Annotated in this window: 9 protein-coding genes; 7 read left to right on the plus strand and 2 right to left on the minus strand. The window is 32.8% G+C overall.

Annotated features, from left to right (window positions below; genetic code table 11):
* Positions 1 to 19 precede the first annotated feature (19 nt).
* Genes MJ631_RS01040 through MJ631_RS01050 form a run of 3 tightly spaced genes read left to right on the plus strand, consistent with a single transcriptional unit; the run spans position 20 to position 2404 of the window.
* Positions 20 to 484 (plus strand): ankyrin repeat domain-containing protein, encoded by a 465-nt coding sequence (locus MJ631_RS01040; RefSeq protein ID WP_262986472.1) that lies wholly within the window; start codon positions 20 to 22, stop codon positions 482 to 484.
* 4 nt (positions 485 to 488) lie between these two features.
* Positions 489 to 923 carry a DUF2924 domain-containing protein gene (locus tag MJ631_RS01045; protein WP_262986473.1) on the plus strand — a complete coding sequence of 145 codons (435 nt, stop codon included), beginning with the start codon at positions 489 to 491 and terminating at the stop codon, positions 921 to 923.
* Positions 917 to 2404 (plus strand): recombinase family protein, encoded by a 1488-nt coding sequence (locus tag MJ631_RS01050; RefSeq protein WP_262986474.1) that lies wholly within the window; start codon positions 917 to 919, stop codon positions 2402 to 2404. The genes MJ631_RS01045 and MJ631_RS01050 overlap by 7 nt, the downstream gene beginning before the upstream one ends.
* Before the next feature lie 414 nt (positions 2405 to 2818).
* Here the strand turns inward: MJ631_RS01050 and MJ631_RS01055 are convergent, their stop codons facing one another.
* The gene (locus MJ631_RS01055; RefSeq protein WP_262986475.1) at positions 2819 to 5233 is read right to left on the minus strand and encodes an ankyrin repeat domain-containing protein; all 2415 of its coding nucleotides are present in this window, start codon (positions 5231 to 5233) and stop codon (positions 2819 to 2821) included.
* Positions 5234 to 5320: 87 nt separating this feature from the next.
* Entirely contained in the window at positions 5321 to 6583 is a 1263-nt protein-coding gene (locus MJ631_RS01060; protein WP_262986476.1) for an ankyrin repeat domain-containing protein, read from the minus strand.
* A gap of 728 nt (positions 6584 to 7311) precedes the next feature.
* On the opposite strand from MJ631_RS01060, the gene MJ631_RS01065 reads away from it, so the two are divergent.
* From MJ631_RS01065 to MJ631_RS01080, 4 genes are all read left to right on the plus strand, one after another.
* On the plus strand, positions 7312 to 12810 hold the full coding sequence (locus MJ631_RS01065) for an OTU domain-containing protein (RefSeq protein ID WP_262986477.1): 5499 nt from the start codon (positions 7312 to 7314) through the stop codon (positions 12808 to 12810).
* Positions 12811 to 12819: 9 nt separating this feature from the next.
* Positions 12820 to 18609: a hypothetical protein gene (locus MJ631_RS01070; protein WP_262986478.1), complete on the plus strand. Its 5790-nt coding sequence runs from the start codon at positions 12820 to 12822 to the stop codon at positions 18607 to 18609.
* Between the two features lie 109 nt (positions 18610 to 18718).
* Entirely contained in the window at positions 18719 to 19738 is a 1020-nt protein-coding gene (locus tag MJ631_RS01075) for an IS110 family RNA-guided transposase (protein WP_214303242.1), read from the plus strand.
* Between the two features lie 499 nt (positions 19739 to 20237).
* Entirely contained in the window at positions 20238 to 26510 is a 6273-nt protein-coding gene (locus MJ631_RS01080; RefSeq protein WP_262986479.1) for a hypothetical protein, read from the plus strand.
* Positions 26511 to 26771 lie beyond the last annotated feature (261 nt).

Raw genomic sequence — 26771 nt, forward strand, 5'->3', positions numbered from 1 at the left:
AGAAAAGGTGAGGTGGATTATGTTAAAGCTTGGCAAATTTAATAAGTCAGCAAAAGAATTATTAGAGAACTCATATGAAAATATTTATGAAAGAGACAGAACAGCTCTACATTATGCAATAGACGCAAAAACAGTGAGGTTATTAGTCGAAAAAGGAGCGAATGTGAATGCAGCAGATGTAGAAGGACACACAGCACTGCACCTAGCGGTAACGGAGAAACGTCTAGAAATCGTGAGGGAATTGATAAAATCAGGAGGGAATGTAAATGCGGAAGAATATGGAAATAAATGCACACCGCTGCACCTTGCATGCATGATAGGCGAAAAAGAGATAGTGAAAGAATTAGTGAAGGCTGGAGGAGAAATAGAACAAGCGGATAAATTTGGAATGACAGCAATGGATTATGCGAAAAACAGTAAGGAGATCACTGAAATATTGAAGAAAGAAATAGACAGAATTGAAAAGCTATTTATGAATGGCTAAAAATATGGAGAAAGAAATAGAAAAGAAAATAATGAATTTAGAGAGAAAACCTTTGGGTGAGCTGAGAAAAATGTGGAAGAAGGTATTTGGGGAAGAGGCACCTAAACATTCAAAGAAATATCTGATACCGAGACTAGCATATAGAATACAGGAGGAAGCGTATGGAGAAATGTCAAGAAAGGGGACAAAAAGACTAGAGTATCTGGCAGATCGGCTAGAGAAGGGAAAAAGAATAAGTAGCGATAAATTACCAGTAGAAGGGACAGAGCTAATATTAGAGAGAGGGGAAGAAACGCATGCGGTAATGGTAACAGATAAGGGTTTAATCTACCGAGAAGAATTTTTCACGTCATTGTCAGCAGTAGCAGGGAAAATAATGGGAATGAGCTACAACGGGCCGCTTCTATTTGGAATGAGAGATAAGGAGAAAGAATGCTGAAAGAGGTAAGATGCGCGATATATACAAGAAAATCAAATGAAGATGGTCTAGAACAAAAGTTTAATAGTTTAGATGCGCAGCGAGTAGCATGTGAAAAGTACATAAAGAGCAGAGAAGGCTGGGTAGCATTGGCCAAAAGGTACGATGATGGAGGTTTCTCAGGAAAGAACTTAGAAAGACCAGCGATAAAGGAATTATTTGAAGATGTCAAAGGAGGAGAGATAGACTGTGTAGTGGTATATACGCTCGATAGGCTCTCAAGAGAAACAAAAGATAGTATAGAAGTGACATCATTTTTTAGAAGGCATAGAGTAAATTTTATAGCAGTAACGCAGATATTTGACAATAATACGCCAATGGGAAAGTTCGTACAAACGGTGTTATCAGGAGCAGCACAACTAGAAAGAGAAATGATAGTAGAAAGGGTAAAAAATAAAATAGCAACATCAAAGGAACAAGGTTTATGGATGGGAGGAACTTTGCCGCTTGGATATGATGTAAAAGATAAAGAATTAATAATAAATGAGAAAGAAGCAAAGACGGTGAAACATATATTTGAGAGGTATATGGAGCTGAGATCAATGGCAGAATTGGCAAGGGAGTTAAATAGTCAAGGCTACCGAACAAAATCAGATATTTTTAAAAAAGCAACGGTGAGAAGAATAATAACAAATCCAATATATATGGGAAAAATCAGACATTATGAGAAAGAATATGAAGGAAAACATGAGGCGATAATAGAGGAAGAAAAATGGCAAAAAGCGCAGGAATTGATAAAGAATCAACTATATAGAAAAGCAAAATATGAGGAAGCATTGCTTAGGGGAATAATTAAGTGCAAGAGCTGTAGTGTAAATATGACGCTGACATACTCAAAAAAAGAAAATAAAAGGTACCGATATTACGTATGCAACAATCATTTAAGGGGAAAAGGTTGTGGATCAGAAAACCAAAATGTAATAGCAGGAGAAGTAGAAAAAGAAGTAATGAGGAAAGCGGAGCAGCTATATGGAAAGTGGAAAGAAAAGACTGAAGAAAAATGGGAAAATTTAAGTTTTGGAAAGCAAAAAGAAATAGTGAAAAAGTTAATAAAGGGAGTAATGGTGAGAGAGGATGGAATAGAGCTGAGTTCAGAGGATAAGGTGGAATTTATACCAATAAAAAAGAAAGGAAACAAATGCACGGTAGTAGAACCAGAAGGCAAAACAAACAATGCGTTACTCAAAGCAGTGGTAAGAGCTCACCTATGGAAACGGCAACTAGAGGAAGGAAAATACGCAAATATAAAAGAGCTGAGTGCCAAAATTAATATAGGTACAAGACGTATACAGCAAATTTTGAGGTTGAACTATTTAGCACCAAAGATTAAAGAAGACATAGTAAATGGGAGGCAGCCAAGGAGTTTGAAGTTAGCTGACTTGAGGGAAATACCTATGTTATGGAGTGAGCAGATGGAGAAATTTTACGGCTCAGCGTCGTAACGTTTATAAAAACAACAATATGAAAAAACATCGAAAAAAGTATGTGCCAGAAAATTAAAAAAGGTTATTGCAAAAGGAGCTACTACAAAGGGCTAAATAAAAAGATGTTGAAATTGATATAGAAGAGCACATAAATGTTACAAAATCAATATAAGTGATGAAGATTTTAGCATATTAGGTGCAACAATGGTAGAAGATGTATCCAATTTTAGCTGCATATTTTAATAGTAGATCTGGAGAGAAATTCTGTAAAAGGCAGCTCAGCCAATTGTATGTTCCATATCCTCATTTTGTAGCCAGCTTAAAAACAATATAAAAGAGTATTCTTAGAAGACATTGGTACAACTTCCTTAATCTATAAATTATAGTAGTTTATATTTAAATAATAATCTTCAACTTTTTTAGCAAATTAATCTACCTAGAAACTTCTCTCCTAGGATCAGAAGTCCTTCTTAACTCTTCACGTTCTGTCCATTTGTTGTTAGACTCGGTTATTACCTCAGGGCGCATTAATCCACCAGATCTTTCAAAGTACCCATTTTCAATAGCATCATAAACCAAATCTTCACCAAGTGCGCAATCATTACCTAATTCTTCTTTTCGATCTTTGAATTTTTCTAATATTTCCTCTCTATTACTCACTTCTACTATAATTTTGCTTTTATCTTGTACGTCAGGATACAGTTTAACGTCTATCTTTCCCAAACTAGTATAGAAAGTCAGTACTATATTGCCCGTAAGATTAGTATAATTTCTTATCCCATCTTCCGTTATAATTTCTACCTCACTTTCACCGATTGCTATTACATCTCTTCTAGATTCTATACTTCCATGAGTTAAATTTGCTTCATTTATGATTTTCGCAACCTCAACTACACTATTTTCTGAATATTCCAAATAGAGAATAGAGTTATCCACTTTTACATTTTTCACCTTGCCAGTAGTTGCACTTTTAACAATTTCCATAAATTTCAAACTACGCTTTGCATAACTTTCATAGGCTTTTACCATATTAGCTTTGTGGCTTTTAAACTCTTCTAGTTCATCAATGACAAGGATGCTGCTTATGGTATGTAGTACTACTCCTTTTGATACTAAGTTACATACTATACGACTAGCAACCTCTACATCACTTGCAATTCTAGAGTTCTTTTTTAATTCACTAATTTTTCTTATTACACAATCTGCAAAGCCATATTTACTCTCATATTTCTTGTCATATAAACTTCCTGACACAGCAAAGTTCAGCATTACTCCTGCTTCTATAGCTCTTTTTACAACTTGCTCTAACTCGTTCATGTTTTCGGTTGCATTGGCCATATCTAAAAAAGCTTTTAATTCCTCCCGTTGGTTTAATATTAAAATGTCCCATAAAGTGGAAGCTTTAGGTAAATGTTCTTTGTCCTTCCATCCTTTGTAATCAATTGCTCCTGCTTCTAACAGCAACCTTTCTGCTTCTTTAAAACGAATTTTATCACCATAACAAGCATCTCTAATCTTTTGAAAAATACGAGACTTTCCTTTGCAATCACGAAGATTTAAAATCTCTTTAAGACCTTCATTTCCTCTGTGCTGATTTAAAAACTCTCTTAGTTGATTAGTGTCAAGGCTATAACCGCAAATATTTTCTAAATGGCTTTTTGCTCTCATTTGCTCCTGAGTTAAAAAGATTTGTTCTAAAATATTCACTTCAAAAGGTTTTTTGTTAATAATTACAATATCTAGAGGAGTTTTTCCTTGTTTGTCAGGTTGATTACGTGCTCCTTTGTTCAGAAGTAAAGGTATATTTAAAGTATTATAATAAGCAGCATAGTGCAAAGGTGTTTGTCCTTCACTGTCAACTATGTTAGGGTCAGCTCCAGCTTTTAAAAGTAAAGTTATAAATGCTCCAACTGCCCAGGCCATATCTTTTTCTACTGCCAAATGCTCCATACTTTGTATTATATGCAGTATTGTCAACTTGGACTTTCCTCTTTGAAGATTGAGAACAATCTTTAGATCATCATTACTTTTGTTGTCTTGTAAAAAATTCTCAAACCTTGTAATGTTACAAAATGGAAAGTCTTTTAGGAGACTTAACAACGCCTTATTCAAATTTTTTTGGCCCTCTTTTAAGTCAGGTGCACCTGAAGACCACTCAGATATTAAATTATTGAATTCTTCCCTTTTTATAATAGAGATCAAAGAGCTGTTATCACTAAGCAGCAATGAGTATTTAAGTGATTCATATTCATCATCTACTTGCTCTTCTTTCTGTTTCGCTTCTCTCTTCTCCAAATTATCTATATCACCATCTTTAATGAGTGCAATTAAATACTTCAAAAATTCAACATTTCTATTTTCCAGTAAGGGACATGCTCCATTCTTTATAAGAATCAAGATCATTTTTGTATTTCGGCCAGCCAAGTATAATGGAGTCCTACCTTTTTCATCTACTGCATTAAGATCAGCCCCATTGTTTATTAGGTGCTCTACTATTTTTGTTTTGTTACCCAAGATAGCATGATGCAAAGGAGTACTTCCATCATTATATTTCTTCCTAACACTTGCCCCATTTTTTATCAGGACCTCTACTATTCGTGTATTTCCATGTAAAATAGCATAATATAATGGATCACGATTGTATATATCCATTCCATTAACATCAACCCCTTTTTGTATAAGAGTCTCTACCATTCGTTTATTGTTTTTCAAAACAGCAAACTGTAATAGGCCAGATGTATCTACTTGTTTTAGCTTCTCTTCTATTTTTCCAACGACATTACTCTTACTTAAACCAACGTCAGCATCAATAAAAGCTAGTATTTCTTCCAACTTATCAAAGCTCATAACTCTACCTCAATTCAAAACCTCATATTTTATTATTATATACCCGACATAAAAGACAAGATCTAATTTGCTATATAACATTCACTATTAAGGTATTACGGTTTCTGGTAAACTTTGTCTCTCTACTTCATATTCATTTAGCTTAGTACTAGGCTTTAATACTGTATATGTCATGCCACCAGCAATGGCTCCAACTATCAATGCAGCAATAACTAATATTGATAAACTAACATGAGTAACAATACATCCCATAGTTACTGTCAACATGGCTATTACACCTACAGAGAAACTAGTCTTTATTGCTTTTGAAGTTTCAGAATGCTTCTTTTCTTGAAAATTAAGATACTCAACAATATTTTTGTGGCCGTTTCTATCAGCTAAATCCAGGGGGGTATTACAATCAACGTCCTTTACGTCAATAGTAGCCTTTTTTTCCTCTACAAGATATTGAACTATGTCTGAGCGACCCATTCTAGCAGCTTCATGCAACGCAGTACTGCCATTTTTGCTTTTTGCTTCAATGTTAGCCCCTTTTTTTAACAGAGCTTGAACTACTTCTAAGTGACCAGTTTCAGCAGCAATATGCAAAGCAGTACATCCTTCGTTGTTTCGTGTTTCAAAACTAGCACCCTTTTCTAACAGAAATTGAACTACTTCCAAATGACCAAATCCAGCAGCAATATGCAAAGCAGTATCTCTATAACTGTTTTGTGCATTAATATTAGCCACTTTGCCTAATAAAGCTTGAACTACTTCTAAGTTGCCACCTTTAGCAGCACAATGCAAAGTAGTATCAAGGTTTATCATTAACGCGGTAACGTTAGCCCCTTTTTCTAATAGAAGTTGAACTACTTCTAAATTGCCACCGCTAGCAGCATAATGCAAAGCAGTACATCCTCCGCTACCTAGTTCCTCAACACTAGCTCCTTTTTCTAATAGAAATCGAACTACTTCTAAGTGGTCCTCTCTAACAGCAATATGCAAAGGAGTTTCATTATCATCGTTCTCTTGATTAACGTCGATTCCTTTTTCGTCTATAAAGTACTTAACTACTGCTAAGCAACCACCTTCAGTAGCACAATGAAGAGCAGTACAGCCTTTGCTATTTCGTTCTTCAACACTAGCTCCTTTTTCTAACAGAGCTTGAACTACTTCTAAGTTACCATGAAAAGCAGCACAATGTAACTCAGTATTACTATTACTTTCTTGTACATGATGTTCATCTATTTTTAAGTAACTACTGAGAGTAGCTAAATATGACAGCGTAGTTCTCACACTCACACCAACTTGATAAATTGGTATGGTGCATGTTGCATAAAAATCTTGTTCTTTCAACTGATTAGAACACATAATTTTACCTCATTTTAAAAACCTATGCTTTGATTATTACATACTTGATATGATCAGCAAGAGTTTTATATGTTTCTCGAAACTGCAAATTTGTTGTACATAGGTATAGAAAAATATCTTTTATTTCGAATTTGATAGAAAAATACTTCAACTTAGTGTCATAAGGATTTCAATTATTTACTCCTTCAAAAAAGGTCATACATTTGTGAGAACAAGCCTCGTAAAATAGGGTTATAAAAATAGAAAATTTAAATTATTTCCATAATCTTAGGCAAAACAGTTCGTATGTAGACATGGATGAAATGTGCTAATGTGGCTAGTTTTAGCGTATATCAAAGTCAGAATATAAAAAAGTTCGTACGGTACAAATGGTAGACCAATGGATCCCAAGAAAAACAGTTCTCACGCCTCTTGGTTTTGGTTGCTGGGAATGGTTGTTTTATTTAAGTTATTAGTAAAATATATTGCTGGATTAATAATAATTCATTTGATAATAAGAAGAAAAATTGAGCTAATTTATAGTAAAAATAGAATTTAATGATAAATAAAGATCAACATCAATTACCAGCTTAAAAACTTAAAAAAATAGCCCGAAGATAAAATACCAAAATATACATAAAAATTACTTGCATTGCCAATTTTATCTATTAGCATATAAGAAATCTAATATAATCATATAAGAAATCTAATATAATCATAGGTTTTTATGTAAAATAAAGTGGGGTTTTATGCTGAAGGTGGAACATTCAATAGATTACTTTAAAAAAGAGAAAACTAGTCCAGAAACATTGGAAGGAGTACAATATGTAAAGCAGCAACTCCGCTTCAAACGATCAGATGATAATCTAGGATTGCCAGAGAATTTCAAGATAGGACAGGCAATTGCTGATGGAAACTGTTTCTTTGATTCATTTAAGCAAGGGTTAGAGGAGAAATTAGGAATAGAAGTTACTGTTGAACAACTGCGACAATATTGCAAAAAGTTTGCGCAAAATAGTCCACCAGAATGGTTCATAAATGCTATTGCTAACAGTCATGACAATAGTGGCAGAGTACGTAGTGAAACTCTAGATTCTTATACGAGTAACATCCTCAATAGTAACAGATGGGGTGACCCTGAAGTTGAAGGTAGAATACTCTGCAAAGAGTATCAGGTAAAGCTTCATATTGTTGAAAAGTCATCATATCTTTTACATTTGCAACAACAAGTATTGAATAATGCAAGAGAGTTTAGTGATAACATCAGATTAATAATAAGCAATTCTAATTCTGATAAAGAACTCGCTTCACAATTACAAAAAGATAATTCTGAAGAGGCATCTAGTCTATTAGTAGATATGACAGCTTTTGATGGATTGGATAATATACATCAGCTTATCAGTTTTTCAGGCCCTCTTTCGTTAGATAATATAAACTATGATGATCAATATACTATACACATAATAAATAGGGGTAATGCACATTTCGAGCCAATACTGAGTACACAACACAATAAGCAACAATCTTTTTCTGATTATGACGATGAGATAACACCTGAAGAAGAATTAATTAAGACTATAAAGAGCAGTGATTCATTTGATGAGCAAACGCAAGTGATTCAAAATAAAGAGAAAATTAATTCAGAAATTCTTGAGCTGATAGAGAAAAAACATTCAAAATCCTCTGATGATCGTCAGCCTAAATCAGGCCAAAAGCAAAAACTTCAGCCAGGTCCTTCTAATCAAGTCGGTAGCCTAAGAGAACAACCATCAGGTTTATCAGAAAATAGGAAGAAAAGATCTAATAATGGCCTTAGTCAACAGGAATTGTTGTCTTCTTATGAGGAGTACTGTGATGCTAGTGATAATCCTAGTAAGGTTGAGAGATCTTCTATATCTTGCGAAAGTGATTCTGACCTAGAGTCTATTCCTACTGTATCAAATTTTAAGCAGCATACTTGGAAAGACGGCAAATCTAAAAAAGTTGGCCAAAGTAGCTTTAATGAAAATAAGGGAACAAGGAAGTCATTTGGTGAAAATGGATATATAGAGGGACAATGGAAGAATAATCATTTGATAGAATTAGATTCGTGTCAATTTACTCATCCACATAATAATAAAACAGTTTATATCAGGAAGCAAAGTCCAGGTTATTTATTTACTTTTGATCAGGAAAACTTTATTGCAAGAGTGAGCTTCGACAAGATTGAAGAGTTGGATTTTGCTGGGCATCCTATAGATATAAAACGAAATTTTCTTAAAAAGCTTAAAATTACTAAAATTATAGAAGATGAATTATTAAATGACAGGGATAAAGCTTATGAACAGTTTAAACAGCTTTTGCATGGTAGAAATGGTAAAACTGCAGATAATCTTGAGTATGCAGAGGATCTTTTTCAGTTTTCTAAAAGATTAGAAGATTGGAGAAAGCTCCCTAGTAATATATCAATATTAGATGATATAGTTAAGAATAAGGGCATTTCACACGAGACAAATAGTAGTAGTCAACGATTACTTAATAGAGAAAGAACTCTGGATGTAAGAAAGAAAGAGTTTTCTCGAGTTGATCAATTTTACACAAGTGATTTACTGATAGGATTACAGCAAATCTGTAAAGAAGGAATAAATAATCATAGAAACACCTTACATGATAAATATTTCGGATCTATTTTTGTGATGGCTCCATCTGTTATGGTAGATCACTTATCTGACTTGCATGATAAATCGATATTTTATATCAGTAATAAAGATATGGTGTTGTTTGCAGATCTAGTTGATATGATGAGTGAGCAACCTTTTCTGGACCTTGTAGGTGATGTGTGGGGTGCTTTATTTAGAAAGGTAAATGAAATAATGAAGTACAATTCGCTGAAGGATTTTGCACCTTTAACTCATCCTATTTATTTTTATCTTTGTAAGAGCTTTCAGGAGTTAATTTTAGAGATTAGCGATAAAACAGATATTCCTGTTAATAATTTGCTTAAAAAAAATGAACAAGGAAAATGGGGCTTGATAAAAACTATAAATTGGCCATCAACTTCCTCTTTAAATGACTCTCTTGAGCAGCAATATCGCTTTATCTTTACACTAATGAAACATTTTGAACCAGGTTATTATTCTAACAAAAGGAAATTTGAGAATGATAAAACATTACGGCAATCTATCATCAAGAACTTGTTTGTTAGCAGTGACAAGTTGTCAGCTATACCTGAGGAGCGCTTAGTATGGATTTATATTCTTAACAATGCTATTGCCAACCTACTTTCCAAAGAAGAATTAAAGTTATTTGAACCTCTCATAAAAGGCTATACTGATTTTATTAAAAACACAGAAGGTGATCATTATGAGTCATTTCGAATAGCAACACATAATGTTATAAGATTTATAGCACAAACAAGTCCTTATCTCTCAAAAGAAGTTTCAGAAATTGATCGAGATATTTTAACAAAACAAATAGAATCTATTAAGAAGGCGTTTTTAGATGAACAATCCGGTGATTTTAGAGACTTGGTAGATGTATATAACGAGTATTGGAAGAATAGAGAATTTATTTTAGAAAAAATTCCTGATAAGTTTCCTTATGGGGAGTTCAAGCAAAACATGGAAGCAATACGTAACACACTACTTGATATTGCAAGTACTGCACTTGATAAAAAAGTAAAATCACAAGGGTTCATTAAGTACTTTAGATCGTTTAATGAATTTTTAGAGGATTTAAATAGTATAGAATTCAATTGGCTTATTAAAGAAGCTAATGACTTAACTGAAGTAGAGGTAGCCAATAAAGATAAAAATTCATATAAAGTTTTAAATCCTGAAAATTTCATTAAAAATTGCCAAAAGATCCCTAATCATTACCTTATTGAAATCACTCAAGATCTATTAAATAGAGTAAGTAATTTACTGAGGCAAAAGAAATGGTCTAATGACAATAATTTAAGTGCGGCAAGTGAGTTACTATCAGCAATTAAGAAATCTTTTCTTTATCTCAAGGAACAACCTAATTATATATCTTTCGATACATTCAAAGAAGAAAGTACCAAGCCGTTTATTTCTGTAGTAGATAATAGCAGCTCTTATAAGGATTTTAAAAAACGAATTGGTATCATAGGGGAATCTTTTTGGTATTTAAGAAAACAAGATGAGATTGATATAGATAAAGCTTTAGAGCTATATAGAAAAGAAAACAGTAACAGCACAGTAGAAGCACTAAGAGATTGCTATAATAGATACTTAGAAAAATTTAATTCTTACATACAAGAGACTTTCGGGAAAAGCTATCAAGATAAGATCGATTTTATTACTAAAGAAGTAAAGAAGCAATCTAAAGAAATTAAAATCCATGAGTGGGATTTAACATTCAAGAAAGAAACTTTACCTGATCTTCTTGCTGGATTAGCTGCTGTGTGGTCTATACAGGAATCAAAAGATATTACAAGTACAGGAAAGAGCTTAAAGCCGCATTGCATTCAAATATTATGCATTTTGCGATTGTTAAGTGTTGATAAAGACTCTAAAGGTGTTGATAAGCATCTTGCGCAAGTCTTAACAGGACAAGGCAAATCGCTTGTACTAGGTTTACTCTCTTCACTATTAGTATTGACAGGTCATAAGGTCAGAACTGTTTGTTATAGTGAATACTTAGCAACTCGAGATCAACAAGATTTTAACGGCTTTTTTAAGGAGTTTGGTATTGGTGACAAGATAACTTATGGTACATTTGAGGAGATGGCAAATGAAGTGATAAAGCCTGAGGTAAATGGCAAGAAGCAAGGTTTAAGAGAATTAGTTGAAGGTCGTATTTTAAATCACAGCGCGGAGCAATCTGGACAGATAAAGCAAGAGGATATCAGTAATACTACTCTTTTAATAGATGAAGTGGATGTTTTCTTTTCTGATCAATTCTATGGGAATACTTATGGTGCATGTAACACTACAGGTATTCCAGAACTAGCTAGTATTCAAGAAAAAATATGGAAAATGGCCAGCAAAAATTATGAAAAAAGTACTATTTTGAAAGAGTTGGAAGAATTTACTAATAAAAAAATAGGAGAAAGAAATCAAAATTTTAAAGAATTTAATAAATTTTTATTTAAACCTGGAAAATACTATCTTTTGAAAGAAGAAGATAATGTGGTTATTAAAAAAGAATATGCTAATCGTTCTCTCTATCAAGAACATCTAGAGGAAATGATTGATGCTGCAATAAAGGTTGCAAAAGGAAGTGATAAAGACTGGTACATTAACAACTATAAAATTAACGATAAAGGAATCATAAGTTATATACGATCGGATGGAGTATATTCCATTTACACTTACTCTGGTTACTATAACATATTTAATTATTTTAGATTGAAGAAAAAAGACTTTAATCGTGAAAATTATGGATATTTGAATATAAACTGTGGCAAAGTGTCTTATGCAGAATTGCCTAAGGAATATCCTCTTATCTTAGGAGTGAGTGGTACCTTGACTACGCTAGATGAGCATGAAAAAAAAGCAGTAAGAGAATCTTATAACATCAGAGAAAATTCCATCATGCCATCTTTTTTTGGTGATTCTCATTTAAAATTTAATTCAAGTGAAAATTTTACATCTCAGAATTCAGAAGAAGAATGGCTCAGTAAAATTTTTAGTCATGCAAACTCTAGGGTTGGTTTAGGACAATCAGTATTAATATTTTTTAATACAGATATAGAAATAAGCAAGTTTAAAGAAAAATTCTTCGGTAGATTTTATCGCTTACACATATTAACAGAAAATACGGAAGAGCATACCAAAGAAAAGTACATTGATGAAGCAGGTATTGCAAAAACAATAACGCTAGCAACAAGAGGTATGGGTCGTGGTGTTGATTTTAGGTCTAGTGTTGCTGTAGAAAATAGCGGCGGGGTGCATGTTATACAGACATTCTTTTCACTTGATATAAAAGAAGAAACACAGATTAAGGGCAGAACTGCACGTAAAGATAATAAGGGCAGTTATGAATTGATACTCTGCAAAGAACATTTGATAAATGCTGGATTTCTGGAAGAAAAAGAAGCTCCTATAGATTATCAAAGCTTAAATACAGCAAGAAAATTGAAGATAGAAGAAAAAGGCTCAAATAATGAAGAGAGAATTAAAAAGTCAGAAAGTGATCATAAGACAACGATGGATTTTCTTGAATCTTTTTTTCAAAAAGAATGTAGCACTAATATAGATCAGCCATCTGTGGAACCAGCAGTAAGTAGACAACAAAATAGGTAGGAGTTATATATGTTTAATGTTCAAAATCAACAGATTAGTGACAGTGGAAAAAATGTAAGCTCTTTTTTGAATATTGAGCAAGCTATTCAGTATTTAAATTCTTTGGGGAGTTGGGTAGGAAATGAGCCTTGGCTAGCAAACGTGTCAGAAGAATTAAATAAACGGTATAGAGAGCTAAGGAAGGACATAAGAGAAAATACTAATTCTTGGTCTTATTCGCAGTATTGTAAACGCTTAGCTTACCATTATTTTAACCTTGCGTGCTATTATAATGATGAATTATTCAATAAGTATAAGATTGATTTAGACAGTATTCAAAGATATCTAGAAAAATGTTTAGAGAAGCTTGCTGAAGTTTCTAGCGAAGACTATTCAGGCGAGACAAAAGGATTAAAGAATGATGCTGAAAAATTTTTGGCAGAAATAAATGAAATATATAAGCAGCAGAACAATCTGCTAACACAATATAGAGCTTCTAATATGAAAAAGTATATAAAGTTATGTATTGTTTTAGGTCATATCAACCATATTCCTTTGCAACAATGCTCTAATGAGAATAGGCAGCAGATTCAAAATATTCAGCTGTTAAGAGTAATTAGCATACTAGAAGATGCGATTACTGTACCTGAGCATAAAAATACTTTCATTACTGCAGAGCAGTCTGATTATTTAGGTCAAGTGTATCAATTGGCTGGCCAATCTGCACTGAGTATGCGGTATCAGAGAACTAGTGACAATCTCAAAAAAACTGTAAATGCAACGAAGGAACATAGTGATAAGAAACAGGAGATAAAAGATATTATTAGTAAAGAAATTGCAGAGCACAAAAGTAACTTAGTGCAGGTTAAAAGTTATATAGAGGAAAAGTTTCATAAACTGCTTAGCACTATTGACAACGCTTATATTGAGAGAAAATATGTAAAATATTGCACAAGGTTTTGGCTACGAGAAACAACAAATTTACTCAAAGAACTAACTGGAAGTAAAAGCCGTACTGTTATTCAAGAGATTTTTAATTCATTAGATAATATAAAAGGTTTAAGCCAGATTCCTAATCCTTTGAACCAACTTGAGTATTATACCCTTTTAATGGAGCACTATAAATTGGTTAGGAAAGAAGATGAAAAATTTTTCATAAGTCAGTTTAAAAAAGAGTGCTTGGAACAAATAGTTGCCTATAGTGATTCTGCCAAAAAAGAGTTAGTGCTTCTAGAAGCTTTTGTTAATTTTTTAAGTTTCTCTAAAAGTCTTCAATCAATTATTGCTGAACTAGAATTAGAAGATTTTTATCGTGGTAATTTATCGTTTGATGAGTTGATCAATAATATTATGAAGCTTGAAGTAGGTATTTATGGTGAAAATCTTATAGTTTTGCAAGAAGCAACAGAGGGCTTAAAGGAAGAAGGTCTTTTTTTAATAGACAAGTTTAAGGAAGTTATAGGTGCTTATATAAAACCAGTAGGAATACAAAAAAGAGGAATAGATGGTCGGTTGGTTGTTGAAGTGAAAGGAAAGAACATTGTTGTCAGTGAAATTTTACGGCAATTAGAAAATACACTTTTAGAAAATCCAAACATAGATGAAGTACGTTTTGTTGGTGCTGATATTATACATATTGATATAAATCTTAAGAGTGAAGTTTGGCAGGGAAGGAATGTAGTTATTTTAACAAAAGCAATAAAAGTTCATGATCAAGTAATCTGGGATATATCTGGAAAAGACAACGATCATACCTATTCCGATAATGCAGGTACTAGAAAAGATGGTCATGGTAAACAAGGAGCAGATGGTTATCCTGGGGAAAGTGGTGGCAATGTCTTGATTCTAGTAGAGAAAATAGAAAATCCGAAAAATTTTACCATTATTTCAAATGGTGGTAAGGGTAGTAAAGGACAAGATGGTGGTGATGGAAGGGATGGTGAAGATGGAAAAGGTGTTACAAAGACAGAATTTGATGAAAAATTTCCTCCGGCCGCTAAATTTACCCACGTAGAAAGAGCAACTAATATATTAAAAACTGTTACTAACATCAAAAAAGATTCACGAGTCATAATATCTGAGTGGTATGAAAGCAAACGAGGTACATTTCCTTTCAAAAGTGATGTGACTTTTAATGAAGAAGTTATTGAAGAGGTTATAGAAGATTCTAAAAAAACAAAAGAACGTCATGGTAGGAGTTATGGAAGGGGAGGCAAAGAGAAATATCCTTTTGAGGGAAATATTTTCATAAATGCAATGACGAATCAAGAAAACGAGATTATCTTTTCTTTTGAACGTGCAGGTATGACTACAAATTGCCAAGCTTTTCTGCTTTATAAAGGATCATTAGGTCAACCTGGAGGACATGGTGGAGAATACGGATTAGGTGGTCAAGGTGGATATGCTGGAGAAATAACAGTAAAAAACCCAGAAAGCAGCCAGGAATTCAATATTATAAAAGAAGTTAAGCAAGGGAAAGAAGGAGAAAAAGGACAGGGAGGCTTATATGGTGATCGTGGAGAAAATGGTTGGGATATGGGTTATATGGACTATTCAATTTCGAAGTTTTTTACAGAAGAATGGCCTAAATTTTCTGGTGTAAAAGAAAAAAGTAAAGTTGAGTTAAGGTACTATAGTGATAATTCACCAAAACGTATACGATGTCCCTATAAAGAACGTAAAGGTGAAGGGGATATATATGCTGAACTGAAGCCTTCTAAGATTGAGCACAAAAAGCAAAAAAGGTATGAAGAAAGGAAGAGTACCAGACAGAATAACGACCGACAGCATCATGCACAAGCTGTAAGGAAAAAGAACATTTCACAAAGTAGCATTTTAGCTAACTATTCTCATCATTTGAGCTTTATGGAAAGAAGCACGTTACGGAATTTACAATTCGATTTAGAGAGTACTAAACAACGTGCTTTGCAAGCAATTGTTGAAAATCAAGAGCAGCAGGAAAAGCAAACTACAGAATTAGGAATTAAGCGTCATTCTCCTTACCAGAATAAAAGTAAGCATTATAATGATATCTTTATTACAACATCTAGTACCACTTACAGAGAGACAGTTGATGTTAAAAGTTTGATTGACAAGCTAGCAAAAGAACCATCGCTTCTAGATAATTGGTTTCAGTTAAAAAAGACAGAACTGAATTTATCTCAGCTTAGTCAGCTATTTTTAGTCTTTGGCGCTTTAGAAAGTAGCTTTACTAACACGAGAAGCTTGCAGAGTAACACAGAGAACAGCAAGCTAAAAGATATAGAAAAGCTTTTACTTGATAAGTATAGATTTGCTATATTGCAAGAAATTGCAAAGCAATTACCACTTTATCAGGAAGTTACAGATAATATAGAATTAACACCTGAAAATGCAGCAAGATATCTTATTGAAGCAAAAGAAAATGATAACAATATTTCTCACCATATTTTAGGAACTCTGAATCAATATCTTTATGAAAATAGCAAAGAACAGCGTGAAAAAATTTCTAAATTTTATAAAGAAGAATTACAGAATACAGAGAATAAAGCTTTAAAATACTCAATTAGAGCGTTTGTTTTAGAAGTAGGAAAATTAGAAGAGGAACATACAGATGTTAAAAAATATTATAACAAACATAAAAAATTTCTAAAAGATCAAGAACATAGTTTGAATATATTCTTTGAGGCGTTTAAAAGAGAGCTATCCCAGCCAAGACATGCAGAAGTATTTGGTTTATGGATTGAAAGTATTAAAGATAAATCTCTAAGAAGTAAGCTAGAAGAAAAAATACAAAAAGACGATTTTTTGAAGGCTCTTTATAATCGTTTTAATAATCAACTTAGACAAGAATATGATTGGAAAGAGTGTTGCAAAGATCAAGCTGTTCTTCAGAAATACGATGATTATATTCAAGAAAAAGGCTTATTATCAGAAAGCTATAGGGAATTATTAGCCTACATTTTCGATGTTAATATTAGATTATACGCTGAAAATCAAGATAATAAATTGTTTCTGCAAGGTGATCACAATCCTTCATCTAAGCAAATTATTCACATATTATGTAGAGATAATGAATTTATACAATTAAATATAGATGGAAACTACTTAAAGTTAGAGCAAGAGCGTAAGAAAAAAGATAATTTTTACGCAAGGATTCTTATAGAAATTGAACCATTTAAACAAAAACAAGAATTTGATAATTACTTAAAGAATAAAGCTTTTTTATCCAATAACAGTCCTTCAGAAGATGAACAATATTTTAATGAAGAGGAAGATATAGAAAAAATTATAGAATACTTTCCTAAAGGGAAAAAACAACAGTTAAAAGAGCGATTGAACAAAATTACATCTCAATATATTGGGCAGCAAGGAATTTTGCATAACATGTTGAAAAGCTTTTCTAGCGAAGGAAGACATGTATCCTCTCAAGAATTATATTGTTTAGTGAACTCAATTCTAACTTCTGTTATTGAAGATAAAAAAGAATTGAATATCTTTTGTTGGATAGTTGCAGCTTATCCTCAAAAGAGTTGGATAGATGAATTGATATTATTACAACTCGAAGATTATTTCAAAAAAACATTAATAGAGAAACCTGAATGGAGAAAGTACTTATCAAAAATAGAAAGTAAGGACGTTTTACTGTTATTTAAAGTAAAGTTGGATCAACATAAATCAAGCAATCCTATTTCTACTCAATGCATTGAAGATATTCTGCATTTATTAAGTAATATTCCAAATGAAACAGTTAGTTTAGAAGGACTAGAGTTATCTGAGTGGCCTTATGCACTGAAAGAAAAATACTGGACATGCAAGCTATTAGAATTAGTAAATTGGCAAAAGGGTGACTTACCAACAGCTTCTTACTATCTTTTATCTATAGAGAATATTTTTGGCACTCTTTTAGCGGAGAAATTTATAGAGGCTCTAGAGAAGAAAAAACAAGAATTGTCATCTGATAAGCTTACTAATATTTTATCTAATTTTCATAATGAAAAATGGAACTTAAGTGAAAAAGAGTTAAATACCCTTAACAGTTGTAGCATTGATAAGTGGGAACAGAAAATGCAGCAGGAGTTTACTGCTAATAAAGAAGAACGGAAGATAACGCAGTTAGTTGAACTAATTAAAGGTAAAGGTAATACTTCAGAAAAAATTAAAGACAATTTATCAAAAATTGCAGACTCCATTAAGAGTATTTGTGATGAGAAATATGTAATCGGTGGAAAATCTGTAGGTAGTTTTACAGAAGATGATATTAAAAATTGGGTAAAAGAATTTCACAGCAATATTGGTAAAGGAAAGCAAGATGTTAAAGAGGAAATGCTTGCTGTAATATGTAGAGCAATAGAGTTAAAAAAAGAATTAGAACTAAAAAGAGTATTTAAGCTTCGTGATACTCAAAAATTAACTGTATTAGCATTATTGACAAATGATCGTAGTACCCTAGCACAAGTGTCTACTGGAGAAGGCAAATCATTGATTGTAGTAGCAGCATCAATTATGAAAGCACTTTGTGGAGAGAAAGTAGATATTATAACTAGCTCTTCAGTATTGGCAAAACGTGATGCTGAAGGTAATAGAGATATCTATAACTTGTTTGGTATTAATGTATCACATAACTGTAGCGAAGATATTGAAAAAAGAAAGGAAGCATATTCATGTGAGGTGGTATATGGTGATCTATCTAATTTTCAGCGCGACTATTTGCTGGATAGATTCTATGTAAAGAATAATGAAAAGAATATTTTAGGAGATCGTGATTTTAACAATGTAATTGTTGATGAAGTAGATAGTATGTTGCTTGATAAAGGTAACAATATGTTGTACATACTGTAATTGCTATTGAATGATGGAGAGACATACTCCATTATTTTAGCACGAAGTAACAAATTCAATGAATTAGTTCTTCAAGAATAATTTAAACTTTTACAGTAGGAGTAGTCTCATGAAACATTATAGCGGGTTAGATGTCTCACTCAAAGAAACTTTTATTAGTATCATTGATGAGAAAGGAAAAATTGTTAAAGAAGGGGTTGTTGCAAGTGAAAGCAGTGCAATAGCTGAGTTTCTGCTTGGTCAAAACAAAAAATACGAGTCCATAGGAATAGAAAGCGGGCAATTATCAATATCGATGTGCAAAGAGTTGAGGAATCTTGGATTACCAGTAACTTGTGTAGATGCAAGGCATATGGCAGCAGCATTATCTGCGAGAATCAATAAGAATGATAAAAATGATGCAAGAGGCATAGCACAAATGATGAGAGTTGGGCTATTTAAGGAGGTATTAGTAAAATCAGACGAAGCTTGTCAGGTTAAAATAATACTTGGAAGCAGAAGACAATTAATACGTTGCAGAGAGCAAATTGCGGGAACAATAAGGGGATTACTGAAAATATACGGGATAAAAGTTAATCAACGTCTTAGTTCTGCAAACTTTGCTTTAAAAGTGCAAGAAATGGTTAATAATCTAGATGAAATTAGCCAAACCTCAATTGAATCATTAGTACATAGTTTAGAAATAATAGAAGAATCAATAAGAAAACTTGATAAAATGCTCTCAGAACAAAGCAAAAAAGATGAGGATTGTAAATTATTAACTACTGTTCCAGGAGTTGGTATTATAGTAGCAATGACATATAAAGCTGCAATAGATGATCTGCATAGGTTTGAAACATCTTATACAGTTGGAGCCTATATGGGATTAAGTCCAAGACAGTACGCTTCTGGTGAGATTGATCGACACGGAAGTATATCAAAAATGGGACCAGTGGACTGTAGGAATATGTTATATGAAGCCGCGCAGGTCTTACTGGTAAAATGTAAAAGGACATTTAAATTAAGAAGCTGGGGATTGAAGCTTAAAAAGAAAAAGGGCATGAAAAAAGCAATTGTTGCAGTAGCAAGAAAATTAGCCGTGATTATGCATAAGATGCTAATCGATAGAAAAGAGTTTTGCTATCAATAAACACTAAAGAAGTATAAAACAATAATTTTACTGAAAGTAAAGATAGCAATGCCGATGGAAGGGATAAGCAAGAGGATAAGTTGAAGCATAGACTTCGTGGCGTACATGTTGCCGTCCACTTCCGCCTAACAAGTATAGTGCGGCTTGGCTACAATATGAATTAGCCATATTAGACCGCGGAGAGAACAATGGAAGCATGCTACTTTTAACTTATGTAAAATCATTAAGACTATAGAGGAAAAGAATGATACCTTAGTTTTTATAAGCTTAATGAATATGTGGATAAATACTTTAAGTTTGTGTGGACGTATTTATCCACATATTCATTGGCTACATAGTTTAAAAGAGATTAATTGGAAATTAGTGTTGATGTTTTTATTGCCAATAAAACCTCTTTTGATTGAATAAGATAATACAATAATAAATAAAAGGTTGTATTAGAGCTGAATTTTACATCAAAAAATATTTTTCATGATACAAAAAATTATTGTTGACTTTTATGCAATTAGAGAACTTATCTCATGATCTGGCAGGCCTAGATAAGCTGGAATCTGTTTACATTTACATTTGGCAGTGGATTAATAGACCAGCTAGAGACCATGAGGAACTTTCCTACACTTTTAACGCTAAGGCAATTAAAGAAGCAGTACTAAATGACTTATATGGTTTAATAAAAAAAGAAGATATTGGAAAACTTGGGTCTGAATTAAATGAGCAGCAAAAAAATATTATATGGGAATGTTTGGTTAAAGCTGAGGTATTAGACGATCAGGGTAAATTATTAAAAGAAAATATTGATGATAATAAACTCAATGAAATACTTTTACCTGAATTCTCTAGTTACAAAGATCGTCTCAATTACCTTTTAAAGGAGTGTATTGAAAGAGAAAAATTTATACATGTTCCCAATAATCTCAGACCGTTTATTGAACAGCACTTAGAATCTTGGATTAATAATGCTATAACCGCGTTCTTCATGAAAGCAGGAGAGGATTATGTAGTGGATGTAGATAGAACTGGAAGTAGTCCAGATCGCAATCCTAATATTACAATTCTTGATAGAGATACAGGAACAGATCAAGCAAATTCTCAGTGGGATGAAGCACTACACCAATTTTTGCAACTCAAACATGGGTGTAAATTATCTTTACAAAGCTTAAAAGCTGTTTTTATCTCTAACGTTTCTTTTTTTAAATTGTATAGCAATTTATATGGGCTGACAGGGACCTTAGGGTCACAGAGAGAAAGAGATTTATTACAGGAGATACATGAGGTAGACTTTGTAACTATCCCTACAGCCAAGTCTAAGCAATTTCATGAGGAAAAACCTATTCTTTGTACTGGCAAAGATGAATGGATAAAGCGCATATGTAATGAAACAAAAAGGCTAACTGAGGAAAAAAAACGATCTATTTTAATCATCTGTGAAACAGTAAATGATGTAGAGACTTTATACAAAGCTTTTGGAGGAAAGGATGCAAAACATGTTCATACATATACAAGAGATTACGAAGAGTTTGATAAAGGATTTAAAATTGTTCAAGGTAACAAAGAGTTGGGGCAAGGACAGATTATTATTGCAACGAACTTAGCTGGCCGTGGAACTGATATAAAAATTACAGAAGAATTGAGAAAAGCAGGAGGATTGCATGTTTATTTAACTTATCTACCTAACAATATTCGAATTGAACAGCAAGCATTTGGGCGAGCAGCAAGAAGTGGAGACCAGGGTTCTGGTCAATTAATCATTATAGATTCAAAAGGACAAGAATACAGTAACTTAAAAATACTTGATTTAAAAAAAGAGCGTGATGCGGAAGAATTACATCGTATATCTGACATTAAAGCTTACTATGATACTAGGATTACTATGGAAGAAAGCTGCTTTAAAACATTCAAAGAGCAGTACAAACAATTGAAGAAAAACCTTAATGATAAAAAAGTACCTACTGACGTTAAAGAAATTTTATTGCAGAGTTGCTTGGACAAATGGGCTTTCTGGTTAGATGAACACAATAAATATATAAGAGATTTGAAAGATGAACAGGATAAAAGAAATCTTCACAACCTACTGGACAAATTTATTTCACAATTAAAAAATTTAGACACTAGGTATAACGAAAAGTGGTTACCATCTTATGATGACGGGCCTTCAACTCCAATTATTGAACATGATAGCACAAGCTGGTTAGCTTGGGTTGAAGGGGATCCAGTTCAAATGGTTAAACTTGGAAGGTATCTCTCTCAAAATAATGAGCATAAAAATGCTCATGAAAGTGCCATTAAACTATTTGACGATGTAGTTACAAGAGAACCATATTTTTCTGAAGCAGCGCATTATTATAAAGCATTTGCATTAGCAAAGAAAATTGATTGGGAAAAAATTGGAGAAGAAGATAAGCAAAACCTACAAGAATTCAAGAAAGAATTACGAGAAGCTACAAGATTTTTAGATGAGCACAGTAAGTTTGCTATCAATGCTGCAGGTATTATTGGTGAAATCAAGAAAAATAATAATGAAAGCATTATTCAAATTGATGCTTATGAAGAACAACAAAAGAGCTTGGCTAACCTTTACTATATGTTTTCACGATCTATAGATGATATTTTTGGCCACACTATTACTCCACAATCTTTTGTCAATTATGATATTAAGGAAGAGCTGGCTGAAAGTCTATATAAAAATCTTCTTGAAAAGGGCATGCTAAAAAAGCCGAGAGTAAAAAAGAGCATTTCTGAAGAAGAGCTAAAAGTGATCAGTGCTGGATATGGAGTATCAGTTAAAACACTAAAAAATTTTCTTTCCAAACATGAAGGGAAGGAAATTAATGAGAAAGAATTTCAAAAAGCGTTAAAAAAAGCAGTACCATTACCTAGCAGAGAAGCATTTTGGACATTGCTCATTAAAAAAGAAGTCTTAAGTGAAAAAGTTAAGTATGTTGTAGTTAATAATGAAAAATTGAAAGAAATAAATCCTTCATTGTTGGACCATCTGACTGGAAAAATAAACCAAAAAGAGTTAGAAAAGCAAACTCTAGAGCTCAACAATGAGCAGATCCTTTTAAACGCAGAATGGGTTACGCAACAAAAGAATAATGGTAATATTTTTAAAAAAGATGACTTTATAAAGATTGTAGGCAAAGACAAATATAAAGTATTGAAAGAGAGAGGAGTACTTTCATTTAACAGAAAAGCGCATATAGACCTAAGTAAAATTGAATCTATGACTTTTCCTTGTTACGATTCTATTACTCTAGAAGACTTTACTAAAGTAAATATCACTACAAGTGAAGCTGAAAAAATTTTAGCAGAGCTTGTTGAGCGAAAAGTTCTTGAGAAAAAGGATGACTCAGAAAATAGTGCTTATGGACTAAAGATCAAATTTGATAAAATCAAACAAGTTCAACTTTCTTTCTGTCCAGTTTATGAGAATGTTGTAAAAGGACTATTATCTACATGTTTTACCTATAGAATAGCCCTTCAAAAAATTGCAGTACGGCTAAAAGAAAAAAAATTTCCTGTTCGTCTGCAATTGATAACCAAGCCACATCAAAGTTTAGTCTTGGAATTATTAGAACAGAAGATCATCAAACCTACCATGGTGACAACCAAAGATAAGGACTTAGAGGAAAAGTTGAAGAGTATATATAGTCAAAAAATGACTAAAGATAAATTTAAATGTATACTTTCTCAAAGTAAACTCATTCCAGAAAAGTGTGTAGAAGAGCTTTTTGATTGCTTGGTTGAGAAAGGGTGGATTATCAAGTACGATCCAATACAGTCTATACAAGATGAGGGTATTAGAGCTATTAGCAAGGAAAATATTAAAAATGCTAGCGCATCTTTATTACTCGATCTTTATTATATTAGTAGTCCTGACAAAAGACAAAAACCCTTAAGCTTTTCTTCCGAAGGAAGCCAAGAAAATGTACTGACCACGTCGCAAAGTATTGATAAAACAGTGGAAAAAGTTTTAGATAACCGATTACAGCTAGCGAAAGAAGATACAATTAAAAATATTGTCAGCACTTTGAAAAGATCAAGAAGTTCATTAAAAGCTTTAGAAGTGCCTGATAGTAAGCTAAAACCTCTAACTGAGTTTAGTGATCAAGGTGTATTTGGAAATATAGAAGAAGTGCATGCTTTTTCTCTAAATGGGTTAGATCAACTTCTACAGTTAGAAGAAAAGAAATGGACACGAGAAATGCTTCTTAACACTGCAGTAGTAACTGCTATGGGAGTAAGTCAAATAGCTATAGGTACTGCTATAGAGTTATATTCAGTGGGTATTATGACTCATGTTGGTGCTGCATTTGTTAATGAGGGTGTAAATGATCTCTTCTTTGCTGCTAGTGCTCTAAAATCAGGTTATTTTAGTTGGGAAGATTATGGACAGCATAAGCTTGAAAGTTTAATGATGACAGCTGTTACTGTTGGTATAGGAGCTTATCTTTCAAGAGGTGCTAAGGTATCACGTTTTGGCCATAAACTAGCCGGACCTAATTTTGAATTTGGTAAGAAAGTAGCAGAAATGTCTGGTACTCAATTGATTAAAACTGCAGGTTGGAAAGTAGTAGGGAAAGAAGTTACAAAGCGTATTACGTTAAAAGCCATAGAAGGGGTAGCCCTTGGTTTAGCTAATGCAGGAGTTGATACGATTATTGAAAATTACCTTCAAGCGTTATGTGAAGGCATAGCTTCTGAAATTTTACCAAATATTGAACAAGAGGTTGAAAAGCATAACATTTCCAAAAGTCTGGGGAAAGCCTATAAGACATTAGGAGAAGAAAGTGCAAGAAAAATGGTAAGTGATTTAACCGAGAGTGTTTTTACTGAACAAAATTGTGTGGAAAAGTTCTTGTCTATAGCCAACAAGATAGTTAGCAGCGTAACTCAGGGAATTGCAGAGGCTGCCGAGAAAAGAAGTAAGATGGGTAATAATTTAGAATTACCTATTCATACTATTAGCAAAATAGTGGTTTGGTCAGAACGTTCCACTCAGATTGCTAATATAACAATGATTACTAATAATCTTTTAAATAACTTAGATCAAGAAATAAAAGATAGACTAAATAAGTCGGAAAAAGATGTAGAGCAGGACCAGTTAAGTCAAAAACAAGAAACAGAGAAAGATTATGAGAGCTTTAAAAAAGAAGTAATTGATCAGTGGAAATCATTGCTTCACGAAAAGGCTGGACGAGTTATATCACAGCATATTGTGAGCCCTGTCCTTAAAGAAGGCGCTAATCATCTAGTGAGATATGTTGGAAAAAAAATGCAAGAAGCATATCAATCCTATAAAGAAAGTGGATACCTTGAATATTTTGAAAAACAGAAACAGGAGTATAAGGAAAAGCTACAGAGCGAACAACAATGTGACAATATATCTAAAGTAGAAAACCATATTACAGAAAAGTATCATAAAATTTTGTGTAAATTGCTTGAGCGAACAGAAGATCCTAAATTAATTGATGATATTCTTGAAGAACTTGATAATAGCAAAAATAGAGGTGTTCAAAGATCTATGGAAAAATTATTAAAAAGTGTGGAGGAATTCATAAATAAACCCTTAAAGGAAGCAGAAAAAGCAAAGGGAAAATTAGAACGTGAAATAAAGAGAATAATAGAAAAACTAGATGATGAAGAATTAAAAAAATATATGAATGATAAAATGGAAGGAAAAAAAGACGTAAAATATACAGGTCAAATGAGAGAAAGCGATAAAGGTAAACTCGGAGGACTGATAGGAAAAACCAAATTTTCTAAGACGAAGAGACTATTGGATATGGCAATTGATGAATTGAACAAAGCAAAGTATTTGACTGCATGCAAACCAGCCTTTGAAAAAGCTCTTAAAATGGAAGGTAGTAAGGAACAACACAAGCATAGTAGTAACATTTCTTTTTATTCTAATTATGTGTTGAAAGTCAAGTTTGAAAAAGATCATAGTGTAGAAACCCTTCCAACTTATCAAGAGCAAAGGAATTATGAAACAATTGCAGCTGCTGAAAAAGATGGAGTCTTGTATTTGGCATGTAATTATCAAGTTAGTAAAGATAGTGGAAAAGTGGATAATAAAGGCAAGCCTATTATAAATACTTCAGAGTATGGGTGGGGAGAAGATCATATTTTTATAACGAACAAGTTAGAAAAAATGTGTAGAACTAAGGGTATTAAAAGAGTGTTTTTTATTGAACCAGAAGAAAAACCAACAAACTACACCGAAAATAGAGCTCCACACGCTGAAATGCAGTTATGTGCTTTTGCAAAACAAAATGGAATTAGTTTTGATTATATAGATACTTCTAAACCGCCTTGTGCTTGTTGTATGGGTGTTATGGATAATGTAGGGATAAATTACCGTGAACGCCCAGGGGTTAATATTAACCCTAAAAATTGGAAGAAACCTAAAGATATCAAAGTGAAAGTTGTGCATACACATGAAATTCTTGAAACTCAGGAGAAACGTCAGAACTTTCAAAGTTTAAGGTTTCAACAAAGTTCTACATCTATGAAACCTATGGTTCGCAATATGAAGCCTAATGCTACAAATGTAAAAAATCTTCCAGTTTCAAAAAAGCCACAAAACTTCCAAGAAGATGCAGATTTTCAACAAATTTCATGTTCTACAGAGTCAGTTACTACGTCTACTACAGATAATGCTAGAGCTAAAGTGGAGTTTCGAGGTTTGCAATATATCCCTAATACCAGCATTGATATAGAGAGCGTGCATAAATTTGCTCAACCTCGAATGCGGTCTCAAAGTTTTTGATTGAATAACTGATAACCTTGAAGAAAAGTATATTTAAAGCAATGATGAGTGTATCCGTTCAGCAGAGCGGCAGGGTAGACAAGGTGCTCTAAATAGCCCAGATCAAATTAGAGTATCGTTTAAATTTTTCAGTTTTATTTGGTGTAATGAGGCAAAAACTCTATCAAACCCCAGTTATGGATTAGCCGATAAAGTAAAGACATAAAAATAGATATTGTCTAGCTAGTCAAAAAGAAAATTATAAAAATTGGATCTATAGCC

Origin of the sequence: Wolbachia endosymbiont of Oryzaephilus surinamensis, from assembly GCF_025617515.1 — a bacterium.
In the GTDB taxonomy this organism is placed as follows: Bacteria; Pseudomonadota; Alphaproteobacteria; order Rickettsiales; family Anaplasmataceae; genus Wolbachia.